Here is a 16,276-nt window from a genome sequence, read left to right as displayed (position 1 = left end):
GCCGGCGTTGAGAACGACGGCCCGCCAAGGCACGCTGGGCACGCTACGCGTTGACGATCAGGCCGAGCTCGGCCTTGGACGCCAGTGCCTCATGCTTGGGCAGCACGCGCACGGTGTAACCGAAGGACCCGGAACGGTCGATCACCAGCGTGCCGCTGAAGAGGTGCCGGCCCCGGCCGAGGTCTTCGGCGGCCTTGAGCTCCGCGACCGTGATGTCCGCCAGTTCGTCGGATTCTTCGGCCCGGCCGTAGGCCACCTCAACGTAGACATCGTCCGGTGAGAGCTCGCTGAGGGAGACATAGGCGTTGACCTGGAGGAGATCGCCGATCTGCGGGTCCTCGGAGACCCCCACGGAGTCGACGTGTTCCACCTGTATGTGGGGCCACGCCGCCCGGATCCGTGAGGTCCACCCCGCCAGGGCCTTGGCCTGGGCGTAGTTCTCCGCCACGGCGTGGCGTCCCGCGATCGCGGCCGGGCGGTACAGCACGTTGACGTAGTCCTTGAGCATCCGCTCCGCGGAGACCTCGGGGCCAAGGTGGGACATCGTGTGCTTGATCATGGACACCCAATGGGTGGGCACCTTTTGCGGGCCGGACTCCGAAGGCCCGGCAGCGCCGGCCCCGTCGGAGACGGTCAGCCCGTAGAACCGCGGCGCCACCTGGGTTTCAAGCAGTTCGTAGAGTGCCGCTGCCTCGATGTCGTCACGTTCTTCCGGCGACGCGTCATTGTTGGCGGTCGGGATCGCCCAGCCGTTCTCGCCGTCGTACATCTCGTCCCACCAGCCGTCCATGACCGAGAGGTTCAGCGAACCGTTCAGGGCCGCCTTCATGCCGGAGGTTCCGCAGGCCTCCAGCGGGCGCAGCGGGTTGTTCAGCCACACGTCGCAGCCCGGGAACAGGGTCCGCGCCATGGCGATGTCGTAGTTGGGCAGGAACGCGATCCGGTGCCGCACGGCGGGGTCATCGGTGAACCGGACCAGGTCCTGGATCATCTTCTTGCCCGCGTCATCGGCCGGGTGCGACTTCCCGGCGATCACCAGCTGGATGGGATGAGTCTTGTGCAGCAGGAGAGCCTTGAGTCGTTCGGGATCCCGCAGCATGAGGGTCAGCCGCTTGTATGTGGGCACACGGCGGGCAAAGCCAATGGTCAGGATGTCCGGATCCAGGACGGAGTCCGTCCATGCCAGCTCGGCGTCGGCCGCGCCGCGCTTCTTCCAGGCGGCCCGGAGCCGGCGCCGGACGTCCTCGACCAGGGACACCCTCATTTCGCGCCGCAACGCCCACAGGTCCTCGTCGGTGACGTTGTAGGCCAGGTCCCAGGGGCCCTGCGCCTCAGCATCGGCGCCGAACTTTTCCCGCGCCAGCGCCGAGATGCGGGAGTCCACCCAGGTGGGGACGTGCACGCCGTTGGTGACGGAGGTGATGGGGACTTCGGAGTGGTCAAAGCCCGGCCAGAGGGCGGAGAACATTCCGCGGGAGACCACGCCGTGCAGTTTGGCCACGCCGTTGGCCCGCTGGGCAAGCCGCAGGCCCATGACCGCCATGTTGAACACGAACGGGTTGCCGTCAGTGAAGTCCTCGCGGCCCAGATCCAGGATCTTTGCCACCGGGACGTCTGGTGCGAGACCGGCTTCGAAGAAGTGTTGGATCTGGGAGATTTCGAAGCGGTCGATCCCGGCCGGGACTGGCGTGTGGGTGGTGAACACGGTGGACGCCCGACCGGCGGCCAGGGCCTCGTCCCAGCTCAGCGGGGCCGGGCCGGACATCAACTCCTGGATCCGCTCGACGCCCAGGAACCCGGCGTGCCCTTCGTTGGTGTGGAAGACCTCCGGGGCCGGGACCCCGGTGAGGCGCTGGAACTCGCGCAGTGCCTTAACCCCGCCCATGCCCAGCAGGAGCTCCTGCTGCAGCCGGTGGTCACCGCCGCCGCCGTACAGGCGGTCGGTGATGCCGCGGGCGGCTTCGTCATTGCCCGGAACGTTGGAGTCCAGAAGCAGCAGCGGAACACGCCCGACGTCGGCCCGCCACACGTGCGCCAGCAGGCGCCGGTCGTTGGGGAGGGGAAGGGAAATCTGCACGGGTTTGCCGTTGCCGTCCGGCGATGCCTCGCGCAGGAGCGTCAGGGGCAGCCCGTCCGGGTCCAGGACCGGGTACGTTTCCTGCTGCCACGCGTCGCGGGACAGGGACTGCTTGAAGTATCCGGCCTGATACAGGAGGCCGACGCCGATCAGCGGCACGCCGAGGTCCGACGCCGCCTTCAGGTGGTCTCCGGCCAGGATGCCCAGACCGCCCGAGTACTGGGGCAGGACCTCGGTGATGCCGAACTCGGGCGAGAAATAGGCGATGCAGGACGGGGCGCCGTCGCCAAGGCTCTGGTACCAGCGCGGCTGCTCCAGGTAGCGGTCGAGGTCGTCGGCGGCGGCATGGACACGCCGCACCACGTCCTGGTCCGCCGCGAGGCGCTGCAGCTCTTCCCGGCTGACCAAGCCCAGGAACGTCACGGGGTCATGGGCGCTCTCCGCCCAGATCCCGGGGTTGAGCCCCTCAAAAAGCTCCCGGGTGGGCCGATGCCAGGACCACCGAAGATTGGTGGCGAGACGGGCCAACGGCCGGATGGACTCCGGAAGAACGGTTCGGACAGTAAATCTGCGGATTGCCTTCACCAGCGAAACACTAACGGACAACTCGGTGCCCCGGAACCGCTTTAAGATTCTTTCCGGTAAATGACGGATATCGGTCCGACTCGAACCGGAAACCTCTCACAAAACGTTCGAGGCCTTAGCATTCTGGCCGTTTTGTAGATAACGTCGAGCCTGTGACGAATAACTCGCGAACCAGTGCCCTGTCCAAGCAAAAGCCCAAGGCCCTGATCACGGATGGCCTTCGATTTGGCCGATTTCCGATCACCGCCGTGCAGCCGTCGGTAGAAGACGGAAAGTTCCCGGCCAAAGCCGTTGCGGGCGAATCCATTGTGGTGGGTGCCACCGCGTTCCGGGAGGGACACGACCAGCTCGGCGTCAGCGCCGTCCTGCTCGACCCCCGCGGCAAAGAGCGCCAGCGGGTCCGCCTCGCACCGCCGCGCGGACCGCGCGGCATGGGCACCGACCGCTGGGAAGGCCTCCTGACCCCGCCCGCCACCGGCAAGTGGTCCTTCGTCATCGAGGCATGGCATGACCGCTACGGCACCTGGCACCACAACGCCGAGGTCAAGGTGGAGGCCGGCATCGACGTCGAGCTCATGCTGGCCGAAGGCGCGGCCCTGCTGGCGGAAGCCTCCGAGGACGCCACGCGGCCCTCTGCCGACCGCCGGACGCTGCGGATGGCCGTCGTCGTGCTCTCAGACACCGCCCGGACACCGGAGGAGCGCCTCGCCGCCGGCTTCAGCGACGAGATCGCCGCCATCGTCGAACGCCAGCCCATCCGCGAACTCGTGACGGTCTCCGAACCGTACCCGCTGCTGGTGGAGCGTGCGCTCGCCGGCAGCGGCTCCTGGTACGAATTCTTTCCGCGCTCCGAAGGTGCCGTGCGCAACCACGACACCGGAGAGTGGACCTCCGGCACCTTCCGCACCGCCGCGAAACGCCTGGACGCCGTCGCCGCCATGGGCTTCGACATCATCTACATGCCGCCGATCCACCCGATCGGTGTCCAGCACCGCAAGGGGCCGAACAACACCCTGATTGCCGGACCGCACGATCCCGGCTCCCCGTGGGCCATTGGGTCCAAAGACGGCGGCCACGACGCGATCCACCCGGACCTGGGCACCTTCGAAGACTTCGACGCCTTCGTGGCCCGGGCCGAGGAACTGGGGCTCGAAGTCGCCCTGGACCTGGCCCTGCAGGCCGCGCCGGACCACCCGTGGGTGCAAAGCCACCCGGAATGGTTCACCACCCGGGTGGACGGCAGCATCGCCTACGCGGAAAACCCGCCCAAGAAATACCAGGACATCTTCCCGCTGAATTTCGACAACGACCCCGCGGGGCTGTCCAACGAAATTCTGCGGATCGTGCTGCTGTGGGTCAGCCACGGCGTCAAGGTCTTCCGGGTGGACAATCCGCACACCAAACCCGTGTGGTTCTGGGAATGGCTGATTGGCAAGGTCAATAAGAAGCATCCCGACGTCGTTTTCCTGGCCGAGGCGTTCACCCGCCCGGCCATGATGCACGCCCTCGGCCGGGCCGGCTTCCAGCAGTCCTACACCTACTTCACCTGGCGGAACACCAAGGAAGAACTGGAGGAGTACTTTCAGGAGGTCAGCCACGAGTCACCGGCCTACTTCCGGCCGAATTTCTTCGTCAACACCCCGGACATCCTCACCGAGTACCTGCAGTTCGGCGGACCGTCGGCGTTCAAGATCCGCGCCGCGCTGGCCGCAACGGCCAGCCCGATCTGGGGCGTGTACGCCGGCTTTGAGCTCTACGAACACGTGGCGCGTCCCGGAGCCGAGGAATACATCGACAACGAGAAATTCGAGTACAAGTCACGCGACTGGGATGCGGCGGCCGAAACCGGGCGCAGCCTGGCGCCGTACCTGACCCGGCTCAACGAGATCCGCCGCGCGCACCCGGCCCTCGGGGACCTGCAGAACCTGACGCTGCACCAGAGCACGGACACGTCCACCGTGGTGTACTCCAAGCACAAGACCCTCCCCGACGGGACCAAGGACACCTTGATCATCGTCGTCAACGTGGACCCGCACGGCACCCGGGAGAGCACCGTGTCCCTGGATCTGCCGGCGCTGGAACTGGACCCGGAGAACTTCACGCACAACGGCCGTTTCATGGTCGATGACTTGCTGACCGGCGAGAGCTGGGAATGGGGGGAGTACAACTACGTCCGTCTGGACCCGCACGTCGAGCCCGCCCACATTCTTAGCATCCGGAGGTAGTGCCAGTGAGTTTTAGCCCGCAGAACCCCAGCCAGCACTTCAGCCCGAGGGGAAGCTTTGAACTGAACGCTCCAGGCCTCCAGCACGACCCCCTCTGGTACCGCAAAGCGGTGTTCTACGAGGTCCTGGTCCGGGGCTTCGCCGACGGAAACGGGGACGGCTCGGGCGACTTTCACGGACTGATCGAGAAACTGGACTATCTGCAGTGGCTGGGCGTGGACTGCCTATGGCTCCCGCCGTTCTTCCAGTCACCGCTGCGCGACGGCGGCTACGACATCTCGGACTACAACTCCGTCCTGGACGAGTTCGGGACCATCAGCGACTTCAAGCGGCTCGTGGCGGAGGCCCACGCCCGCGGCGTCCGGGTGATCATCGACCTTCCGCTGAACCACACATCGGACCAGCACCCGTGGTTCCAGGAGTCGCGCAAGGATCCGGACGGGCCCTTCGGGGACTTCTACGTCTGGAGCGACACGGACGAGAAGTATGAAGACGCCCGCATCATCTTCGTGGACACCGAGGAATCCAACTGGACCTTCGACCCCATCCGGCGGCAGTTCTTCTGGCACCGGTTCTTCAGCCACCAGCCCGACCTCAACTTCGAGAACCCCAAGGTTATTGACGCGCTCTTCGACGTCGTCCGGTTCTGGCTGGACCAGGGCATCGACGGCTTCCGCGCGGACGCCATCCCGTACCTGTTCGAGGAGGAGGGCACCAACTGCGAGAACCTGCCGCAGACCCACGAATTCCTCCGCAAGCTGCGCAAGATGGTCGATGAAAGCTACCCGGGCCGCGTGATCATTGCCGAGGCCAACCAGCCGCCCGCCGAAGTGGTGGAGTACTTCGGCACCGAAGAGGAACCGGAATGCCACATGGCGTTCCACTTCCCGATCATGCCGCGGCTGTACTATGCGCTGCGGGACCAGAAGGCGTCGCCCATCATCGAGACGATGAAGGACACCCCGGACATTCCCGAAGGCGCCCAGTGGGGCACGTTCCTGCGCAACCACGACGAACTGACACTGGAAATGGTGACGTCCGATGAACGCGCCGCGATGCTGGGCTGGTACGCGCCGGATCCGCGCATGCGCGCCAACATCGGCATCCGGCGCCGGCTGGCCCCGCTGCTGGATAACTCCCGCTCCGAAATCGAGCTCATCAACGCCCTGCTGCTGTCCCTGCCGGGCAGCCCGTTCCTGTACTACGGGGACGAGATCGGCATGGGGGACAACATCTGGCTTGAGGACCGCGACGCCGTCCGCACCCCGATGCAGTGGAACCCGGACCGCAACGCCGGGTTCTCCAACGCGGACCCCGGAAAGCTCTACCTCCCCGTGATCCAGTCGCTGGTCTATAACTACAGCATGGCCAACGTGGAGGCCGAGGCCGCACATTCGGGGTCGCTGCTGCGCTGGACCCGCCAAATCCTGAGCGTCCGCAAGAACCACCCCGCCTTCGGCCTGGGCGGATTCAAGCACGTGGAAGCCGACCACGACGTCGTCCTCGCCTACCTGCGCGAGCTCCCGGAAGGCAACGCCGCCGGTGAGGACGCCGAGACCATCCTGTGCGCCTTCAACCTCTCGCAGCACCCCGTGGCAACCACCCTGCGCGTGCCGAAATTCGCCGGCCGGGGACTCCGGGACGTGTTCGGCGGCCAGGCGTTCCCGGCCATCGGCGATGACGGAACCCTGACGTTGACCCTGGGCAGCCACGATTTCTTCTGGCTGCGGATCCGCTCCGCAGCTTCCAACCCGGCATCCCCGTTCACTCAGGCGATGCCTATCCTGTCCATCGAAGGCTGAGATGACCCGACCGACCCTTGCCCCGGCCCTGAGCGCACTGCTTGGCGCCTGGCTTCCGCGCCAGCGATGGTTCCCCGTCAAAAGTGCGGAGTTCAGCTTCGAACCGGCGGGCGGTCTGCGCCTCGAGACCGGCGGCGGGGAGGGCGCTCCCGGCACGGCGGTGTGCGAGGTGTTCCTGCTGGCGGTGTCCTATCCCACCCCCGACGGCAGCCGGACCGACATCGTCCAGGTGCCGCTCAGTTTCCGCACGGAACCGCTGCCCGGTGGCGAGCGTGCGCTGATCGGCGAACTTCCCGGCACGCGCGATGACGCTGCACACCGCTGGGTTTACGACGGCGTCCACGACGCCTCCTTCGTCGCCGCGTGGCTGGAGCTCATCCGCGACGGCGGAAGCACGCCGTCGGGACACGCGACCGGCCACCTGGTGGAGTCCGGCTACCGCCTGCCGTTCGCGACGGGCAAGGTGAAGGTGCTCGCCGGGGAGCAATCGAACAGTTCGGTGATAGTGGACGACGGCGGTTCGGCTGCCATCGTGAAGTTTTTCCGGGTGCTGTCCGAGGGCCAGAACCCCGAGGTCGAAATCGGCGCGGCGCTGACGGCGGGGCGCACCGAGGAAGTCCCGGCGACCCTTGGCTGGGTTACGGGGGAATGGGAGACTCCTGCGGCTGCGCTCGGCGTGGGCCCGTCCGCTGCTGTCCGTACCGCCCGCGGCGAGCTCGCCGTCGCGCACGAATTCCTCTCCGGCGGGCTCGATGCCTGGCGGCTCGCCGTCGACGCGGCCAGCCGGGGGATCGGATTCAGCGCTGAGGCCCATGCCCTGGGCGCTGCGACGGCCACGGTGCACCGGCGGCTCGCCGAGGCGCTGGGGACCGCCACCGAATCCGCGCCGGGCGAGGACATCGCCCCCGGAGTAGCCCAGCGGGTGCGCCAGTCCTGGGCCCAGGCCGGCAACGCCGTCGGACCGTACGAGGACCGGCTGGACCGGCTCCTCGGCCGGCTTGAAGGCACCAGCGCCGGGCGGCTGCAGCGCATCCACGGCGACCTCCATCTCGGACAGATCCTGCAGGTTCCGGGCAGTAGCGTCCCGGGCGAGCCCGGGGCTGCGCCGCGCTGGGCCATCCTCGACTTCGAGGGTGAGCCGCTGCGCCCGATCTCCGAACGCAATTTTCCCGACGTCCCGCTGCGCGACGTCGTCGGCATGCTGCGGTCCTTCGACTACGCCGCCGGCGCCGCCGTCCGCGAGAACCCCGGTGCCGTGGTGCCGGGGACATGGGTGGATGACTGCGCGGAGGCCTTCCTGGCCGGCTACGCCGAAGTCATCCCCGGCAGCATCGACCGCGACTCGCCGCTCTTTGTGGCGCTGTGGCTCGACAAAGCACTCTACGAAGTCATCTACGAACTAAGGAACAGGCCGGACTGGCTCTCCATCCCGGTGAACGCATCGCGTCGTCTCCTCGGCAGTACAGGTTCCGGCGTCGCCGCCGAAGCCACAGCGGAAGGTATAAAAATGACAGGATCAGCACGTATCGATCGGCCCGGCGCACCATTGCCCGTGGACGGCGAGACTCTTGCGAGGGTCGCATCCGGCGAACACCACGCGCCCCACTCAGTCCTGGGTGCCCACCTTGATGACCACGGCCACGTCACGATACGGACCGTGAAGCACCTGGCGGAGGCAGTTTCTGTCGTGACGTCGGCAGGTGCTGTGCCCATGACGCACGAATCGGGCGGCGTGTGGGTGGCTGTGATGGAACCGCTCGAGCGTGGCCACGTGCCGGATTACCGCCTCGAAGTGACCTACAAGGACCACGAGCCGCAGCTCATGGACGACCCCTACCGCTACTTGCCGACAATCGGTGAAATCGACCTGCACCTGATTGGCGAGGGCCGGCACGAGCGCCTGTGGGAGGCCCTCGGCGCGCACGTCCAGCACTACAAGTCCTCCCTCGGCGACGTCGACGGCGTGTCCTTCGCCGTCTGGGCCCCGAACGCGCAGGCGGTGCGCGTGAAGGGCGACTTCAACGGCTGGGACGGCCGGGAACACTCGATGCGCTCGCTGGGTTCCAGCGGCGTGTGGGAGCTCTTCATCCCCGGCGTTGTAGCAGGGGCGTGCTACAAGTTTGAGATCCGGACCCGGCACGGCTACTGGGTGGAAAAAGCGGATCCGCTGGCCTTCGGAACCGAGGTCCCGCCGCTGACGGCGTCCCGCGTGATCGAGCCCTCCTATGTCTTCAAGGATGCCGAGTGGATGCAGGCCCGCGCCGGCCGCGATCCTCACAACTCAGCCATGAGCGTGTACGAGGTCCACCTCGGCTCGTGGCGTGTGGGGCTGGGCTACCGTGAACTGGCCAAGGAACTCGTGGAGTACGTCAAATGGCTCGGCTTCACCCACGTGGAGTTCATGCCCGTGGCCGAGCACCCCTTCGGCGGCTCCTGGGGCTACCAGGTCACCTCCTACTTCGCCCCGACCTCACGGTTCGGGCACCCGGACGAATTCCGGCACCTCGTCGACGAACTCCACCAGGCCGGCATCGGCGTCCTCCTGGACTGGGTCCCGGCGCACTTCCCCAAGGACGAATGGGCCCTGGCGCGGTTCGACGGCGAGGCCCTGTACGAGCACGCCGACCCGAACCTGGGCGAGCACCCGGACTGGGGAACGCTGATCTTCGACTTCGGCCGCACGGAGGTCCGCAACTTCCTGGTGGCCAATGCCCTGTACTGGCTCGACGAATTCCACATCGACGGGCTGCGCGTGGACGCCGTCGCCTCCATGCTGTACCTCGATTATTCGCGTGAGGAGGGGCAGTGGCGGCCCAACCGTTTCGGCGGCCGCGAGAACCTGGAAGCGATCTCCTTCCTGCAGGAAGTCAACGCCACGGTCTACAAGACGCACCCCGGCGCCGTCATGATTGCCGAGGAGTCCACCGCATTCCCGGGCGTCACCGCACCCACCAGCGGCGGCGGCCTGGGCTTCGGCCTCAAGTGGAACATGGGCTGGATGCATGACTCGCTCCAGTACATGGCGGAGGACCCCTACAACCGCAGATGGCACCACGGCACCATCACCTTCTCGATGGTCTATGCCTACTCGGAAAATTTCCTCCTGCCGATCAGCCACGACGAAGTTGTGCACGGCAAGGGTTCCATGCTGCGCAAGATGCCCGGCGACCGGTGGCAGCAGCTGGCCAACCTCCGCGCGTTTCTGGGGTACCAGTGGGCGCACCCGGGCAAGCAGCTGATCTTCATGGGCACGGAATTCGGCCAGGAAGCGGAGTGGTCAGAGCAGTACGGCCTGGACTGGTGGCTCGCCGACATCCCGGCACACAACGGTATGCAGCTCCTGACCAAGGACCTCAACGAGCTGTACCGTTCCACGCCGGCCCTGTACGAGCGGGACAACCAGCCGGAGGGTTTCCAGTGGATCAACGGGGGAGACTCGGACCGCAACGTGCTGACGTTCATCCGCCGCGATGCTGACGGCAACCCGCTGGTCTGCGCCGTGAACTTCTCCGGCGGCCCGCACACCGACTATGTCCTGGGCGTTCCGTCTGCCGGAGCATGGCAGGAAGTGCTCAACACCGACGCCGCCAGCTATGGAGGCTCCGGCGTGGAAAACACCGGAACTCTGACTGCCGCGGACGAGGGCATCGACGGTCAGCCGGCGTCGCTCACCGTGACCCTGCCCCCGCTCGGGGCCGCCTACTTCAAACCGCTGGCGTAGGCGCCGCCCGGCGCGAAGCCGGTGGGGGAGCGCGGTCAGCCTCGCGTGGTGAACCCGAGCGGCGTAAGCCCCGCGTGAGCATCTGGGAGAAGCCCGGAATCCCCGTGATTCCGGGCTTTTCCGCGCCCTCTTCGAGGCGGCTTTGTCAGCGGGGCCAAGTGGTGGTAGAGTTTATTTCCGCGCTGCTCCCCGGAGTTGAACGGCCACCAAGACCCAGAAGCCTATGGCAAGACTGAGTCGGGACCGCCGATTTGACAAGGGTGAAGCGGCCGGGTAAGTTTGAAAAGTTGCTCCGGAGCGATCCGCGACTGTTTGTTGGTTGTGGTGGTGCCGGGTGTGTCTGTTGTTTGAGAACTCAATAGTGTGCCAAGTTTGTTGATACCAATTTATTGTATTGAATTGGTTGAATGTGCCGGGCCCGCCACCCCGTGGTGTGGTCTGGTGTTTTTGGCTGGTTTCAAATTTTGTGCAGCGTGTGCATCCCGTTTTCCCGGGGGCGCATGTTGTGTCTGTTTTTCTTCAACGGAGAGTTTGATCCTGGCTCAGGATGAACGCTGGCGGCGTGCTTAACACATGCAAGTCGAACGATGATCCGGTGCTTGCACCGGGGATTAGTGGCGAACGGGTGAGTAACACGTGAGTAACCTGCCCTTAACTCTGGGATAAGCCTGGGAAACTGGGTCTAATACCGGATATGACTCCTCATCGCATGGTGGGGGGTGGAAAGCTTTATTGTGGTTTTGGATGGACTCGCGGCCTATCAGCTTGTTGGTGAGGTAATGGCTCACCAAGGCGACGACGGGTAGCCGGCCTGAGAGGGTGACCGGCCACACTGGGACTGAGACACGGCCCAGACTCCTACGGGAGGCAGCAGTGGGGAATATTGCACAATGGGCGCAAGCCTGATGCAGCGACGCCGCGTGAGGGATGACGGCCTTCGGGTTGTAAACCTCTTTCAGTAGGGAAGAAGCGAAAGTGACGGTACCTGCAGAAGAAGCGCCGGCTAACTACGTGCCAGCAGCCGCGGTAATACGTAGGGCGCAAGCGTTATCCGGAATTATTGGGCGTAAAGAGCTCGTAGGCGGTTTGTCGCGTCTGCCGTGAAAGTCCGGGGCTCAACTCCGGATCTGCGGTGGGTACGGGCAGACTAGAGTGATGTAGGGGAGACTGGAATTCCTGGTGTAGCGGTGAAATGCGCAGATATCAGGAGGAACACCGATGGCGAAGGCAGGTCTCTGGGCATTAACTGACGCTGAGGAGCGAAAGCATGGGGAGCGAACAGGATTAGATACCCTGGTAGTCCATGCCGTAAACGTTGGGCACTAGGTGTGGGGGACATTCCACGTTTTCCGCGCCGTAGCTAACGCATTAAGTGCCCCGCCTGGGGAGTACGGCCGCAAGGCTAAAACTCAAAGGAATTGACGGGGGCCCGCACAAGCGGCGGAGCATGCGGATTAATTCGATGCAACGCGAAGAACCTTACCAAGGCTTGACATGGGCCGGACCGGGCTGGAAACAGTCCTTCCCCTTTGGGGCCGGTTCACAGGTGGTGCATGGTTGTCGTCAGCTCGTGTCGTGAGATGTTGGGTTAAGTCCCGCAACGAGCGCAACCCTCGTTCCATGTTGCCAGCGCGTAATGGCGGGGACTCATGGGAGACTGCCGGGGTCAACTCGGAGGAAGGTGGGGACGACGTCAAATCATCATGCCCCTTATGTCTTGGGCTTCACGCATGCTACAATGGCCGGTACAAAGGGTTGCGATACTGTGAGGTGGAGCTAATCCCAAAAAGCCGGTCTCAGTTCGGATTGGGGTCTGCAACTCGACCCCATGAAGTCGGAGTCGCTAGTAATCGCAGATCAGCAACGCTGCGGTGAATACGTTCCCGGGCCTTGTACACACCGCCCGTCAAGTCACGAAAGTTGGTAACACCCGAAGCCGGTGGCCTAACCCCTTGTGGGAGGGAGCTGTCGAAGGTGGGACTGGCGATTGGGACTAAGTCGTAACAAGGTAGCCGTACCGGAAGGTGCGGCTGGATCACCTCCTTTCTAAGGAGCGCCTACAACCACCGTGCCTCATGCATTTGAGTGTGGCGGGGTTGTCAGGAGTACGCCCGTTGCGCAGACGCAAGTTCTGCGGCGGGTGCTCACGGGTGGAATATCAACAAATAGGTGCCTGGCGGCACGTGCCGGCAGCAAGTACGAACGGGGTCCCTTCGGGGGTTCCTGTTCTGGAACGCTCGCCGGTGTGGACTGCGGGGTAGTGTTTGGCACACTGTTGGGTCCTGAGACAACAGGACCGGGTGGTTGCGGCTTTGGCCGTGATTGTTCCGGGACTTGTGTTTCTGGTTTCCTGGCTGCATCGATCATGCATGTTCGGCCCGTGTGGGTTGTGTGTGTGGGGTGTGTGGTACGGGGTTGTTGTTTGAGAACTACATAGTGGACGCGAGCATCTTTTATAAGAAGCAATTTCCAAGAATATGAACCTGGATCTGTCGCTGTTGTCCTTCGGGGCGGTGGTGGTGGTTTTCATGGTTCTCTCGAAAATTTCTGATTGATCTTTTGTGGTCAAGTTTTTAAGAGCACACGGTGGATGCCTTGGCATTAGGAGCCGAAGAAGGACGTAGGAATCTGCGATAAGCCTGGGGGAGTCGATAACCGGACTGTGATCCCAGGGTGTCCGAATGGGGAAACCCCGCCAGGGGCGCGAGCTGCCTGGTGACCCGCATCTGAACACATAGGGTGCGTGGAGGGAACGCGGGGAAGTGAAACATCTCAGTACCCGCAGGAAGAGAAAACAATAGTGATTCCGTTAGTAGTGGCGAGCGAACGCGGATCAGGCTAAACCGTTCCATGTGTGATAGCCGGCGGGCGTTGCATGGTCGGGGTTGTGGGACTTTCCATACCAGTTCTGCCGGGCTGGTGAGGTGTGATGTGCAGGCATAGGTGAACGGTCTTGAAAGGCCGGCCGTAGAGGGTGTGAGCCCCGTAACCGAAATGTTGTGTACCGCCTGGTGAAGTATCCCAAGTAGCACGGGGCCCGAGAAATCCCGTGCGAATCTGTCAGGACCACCTGATAAGCCTAAATACTCCCTAATGACCGATAGCGGACCAGTACCGTGAGGGAAAGGTGAAAAGTACCCCGGGAGGGGAGTGAAACAGTACCTGAAACCGTGTGCTTACAATCCGTCGGAGCCAGTCTGATTCTGGTGACGGCGTGCCTTTTGAAGAATGAGCCTGCGAGTTAGTGTTACGTCGCGAGGTTAACCCGTGTGGGGAAGCCGTAGCGAAAGCGAGTCTGAACAGGGCGTTGCAGTGGCGTGATCTAGACCCGAAGCGAAGTGATCTACCCATGGCCAGGTTGAAGCGACGGTAAGACGTCGTGGAGGACCGAACCCACTTCAGTTGAAAATGGAGGGGATGAGCTGTGGGTAGGGGTGAAAGGCCAATCAAACTTCGTGATAGCTGGTTCTCCCCGAAATGCATTTAGGTGCAGCGTTGCGTGTTTCTTACCGGAGGTAGAGCTACTGGATGGCTAATGGGCCCTACAAGGTTACTGACGTCAGCCAAACTCCGAATGCCGGTAAGTGAGAGCGCAGCAGTGAGACTGTGGGGGATAAGCTTCATAGTCGAGAGGGAAACAGCCCAGACCACCAACTAAGGCCCCTAAGCGTGTGCTAAGTGGGAAAGGATGTGGAGTTGCGAAGACAACCAGGAGGTTGGCTTAGAAGCAGCCATCCTTAAAAGAGTGCGTAATAGCTCACTGGTCAAGTGATTCCGCGCCGACAATGTAGCGGGGCTCAAGTACACCGCCGAAGTTGTGGCATTCAGATATTAGCTAAGCCCTTGTGGTTCAGGCGTCTGGATGGGTAGGGGAGCGTCGTGTGGGCGGTGAAGTCGCGGTGTAAACCAGCGGTGGAGCCTACACGAGTGAGAATGCAGGCATGAGTAGCGAAAGACGGGTGAGAAACCCGTCCGCCGAATGATCAAGGGTTCCAGGGTCAAGCTAATCTGCCCTGGGTAAGTCGGGACCTAAGGCGAGGCCGACAGGCGTAGTCGATGGACAACGGGTTGATATTCCCGTACCGGCGAAAAACCGCCCATGTTGAACAGGGGATACTAACCGCCCGAGACCTGCCCGATCACCCTTTGGGTGTGAGGGTTTTGGTGGAGCGCGGGACCTGATCCTGGGAGGCAAGCGTATTAACAGGTGTGACGCAGGAAGGTAGCCGAGCCGGGCGATGGTTGTCCCGGTCTAAGGATGTAGGGCGAACGGTAGGCAAATCCGCCGTTCATGATGCCTGAGATCTGACGGGACCCCCGTAGGGGGGGATTCGGTGATCCTATGCTGCCGAGAAAAGCATCGACGCGAGGTTTTAGCCGCCCGTACCCCAAACCGACACAGGTGATCAGGTAGAGAATACTAAGGCGATCGAGAGAATTATGGTTAAGGAACTCGGCAAAATGCCCCCGTAACTTCGGGAGAAGGGGGGCCCCAACCTTGAACACCACACGCTGGTGGGAGGGGATCGGGGCCGCAGAGACCAGGGGGAAGCGACTGTTTACTAAAAACACAGGTCCGTGCGAAGTCGCAAGACGATGTATACGGACTGACTCCTGCCCGGTGCTGGAAGGTTAAGAGGACCGGTTAGCCGCAAGGCGAAGCTGAGAATTTAAGCCCCAGTAAACGGCGGTGGTAACTATAACCATCCTAAGGTAGCGAAATTCCTTGTCGGGTAAGTTCCGACCTGCACGAATGGAGTAACGACTTCCCCGCTGTCTCAACCATAAACTCGGCGAAATTGCAGTACGAGTAAAGATGCTCGTTACGCGCAGCAGGACGGAAAGACCCCGAGACCTTTACTATAGTTTGGTATTGGTGTTCGGAGTGGCTTGTGTAGGATAGGTGGGAGACGTTGAAGCCCGGACGCCAGTTCGGGTGGAGTCATCGTTGAAATACCACTCTGGTCACTTTGGACATCTAACTTCGGCCCGTAATCCGGGTCAGGGACAGTGCCTGATGGGTAGTTTAACTGGGGCGGTTGCCTCCTAAAAAGTAACGGAGGCGCCCAAAGGTTCCCTCAGCCTGGTTGGCAATCAGGTGTCGAGTGTAAGTGCACAAGGGAGCTTGACTGTGAGAGAGACATCTCGAGCAGGGACGAAAGTCGGGACTAGTGATCCGGCGGTACATTGTGGAATGGCCGTCGCTCAACGGATAAAAGGTACCTCGGGGATAACAGGCTGATCTTGCCCAAGAGTCCATATCGACGGCATGGTTTGGCACCTCGATGTCGGCTCGTCGCATCCTGGGGCTGGAGTAGGTCCCAAGGGTTGGGCTGTTCGCCCATTAAAGCGGTACGCGAGCTGGGTTTAGAACGTCGTGAGACAGTTCGGTCCCTATCCGCTGCGCGCGCAGGAAATTTGAGAAGGGCTGTCCTTAGTACGAGAGGACCGGGACGGACGAACCTCTGGTGTGTCAGTTGTACTGCCAAGTGCACCGCTGATTAGCTACGTTCGGATGGGATAACCGCTGAAAGCATCTAAGCGGGAAGCTCGCTTCGAGATGAGATTTCCATACACCTTGTGTGTGAGAGGCCCCCAGCCAGACCACTGGGTTGATAGGCCGGATGTGGAAGCGAGGACTAACGACTCGTGAAGCTGACCGGTACTAATAGGCCGATAACTTACACCACACACTCTTCCCGCGAACCCGTTTCAAAAGGGGTTCGCACCAGGGGAGGGTACAAAGAAACAAGACTGCTTGCGTCCACTATGTGGTTCCCAACCAACAAACCCGCACCCGCGGCACGTTGCAACAGGAACAAAACCACAACAACATACACAACACCACAACTGCACCAGCAACACC

Annotated in this window: 4 protein-coding genes and 2 rRNA genes; 5 read left to right on the top strand and 1 reads right to left on the bottom strand. The window is 62.9% G+C overall.

What is annotated here, in order from left to right:
* Positions 1-43: 43 nt before the first annotated feature.
* Positions 44-2,662, bottom strand: coding sequence for an alpha-glucan family phosphorylase (gene glgP, locus ACVWZ7_RS07665; protein WP_456507479.1), 2,619 nt, complete (start codon positions 2,660-2,662; stop codon positions 44-46).
* A gap of 152 nt (positions 2,663-2,814) precedes the next feature.
* Here glgP and ACVWZ7_RS07660 point away from each other — a divergent pair, with 152 nt between their 5' ends.
* The 5 genes from ACVWZ7_RS07660 (at position 2,815) to ACVWZ7_RS07640 (ending at position 16,100) form a co-directional block, all read left to right on the top strand.
* On the top strand, positions 2,815-4,887 hold the full coding sequence (locus ACVWZ7_RS07660; RefSeq protein WP_456507478.1) for an alpha-1,4-glucan--maltose-1-phosphate maltosyltransferase: 2,073 nt from the start codon (positions 2,815-2,817) through the stop codon (positions 4,885-4,887).
* 5 nt (positions 4,888-4,892) lie between these two features.
* Positions 4,893-6,689 carry a maltose alpha-D-glucosyltransferase gene (gene treS, locus ACVWZ7_RS07655; RefSeq protein ID WP_116768625.1) on the top strand — a complete coding sequence of 599 codons (1,797 nt, stop codon included), beginning with the start codon at positions 4,893-4,895 and terminating at the stop codon, positions 6,687-6,689.
* 1 nt (position 6,690) lies between these two features.
* Positions 6,691-10,410, top strand: coding sequence for a 1,4-alpha-glucan branching enzyme (locus ACVWZ7_RS07650; protein ID WP_456507477.1), 3,720 nt, complete (start codon positions 6,691-6,693; stop codon positions 10,408-10,410).
* A 519-nt stretch (positions 10,411-10,929) separates the two neighbouring features.
* Positions 10,930-12,456 (top strand): 16S ribosomal RNA (locus ACVWZ7_RS07645).
* A gap of 517 nt (positions 12,457-12,973) precedes the next feature.
* Positions 12,974-16,100: ribosomal RNA gene (locus ACVWZ7_RS07640) — 23S ribosomal RNA — on the top strand.
* The 16S and 23S rRNA genes sit together here, the layout of an rRNA operon.
* Positions 16,101-16,276: the final 176 nt, after the last annotated feature.

Source organism: Arthrobacter sp. TE12232, from assembly GCF_054062615.1.
This window is presented reverse-complemented; position numbering and strand designations above follow the sequence as displayed.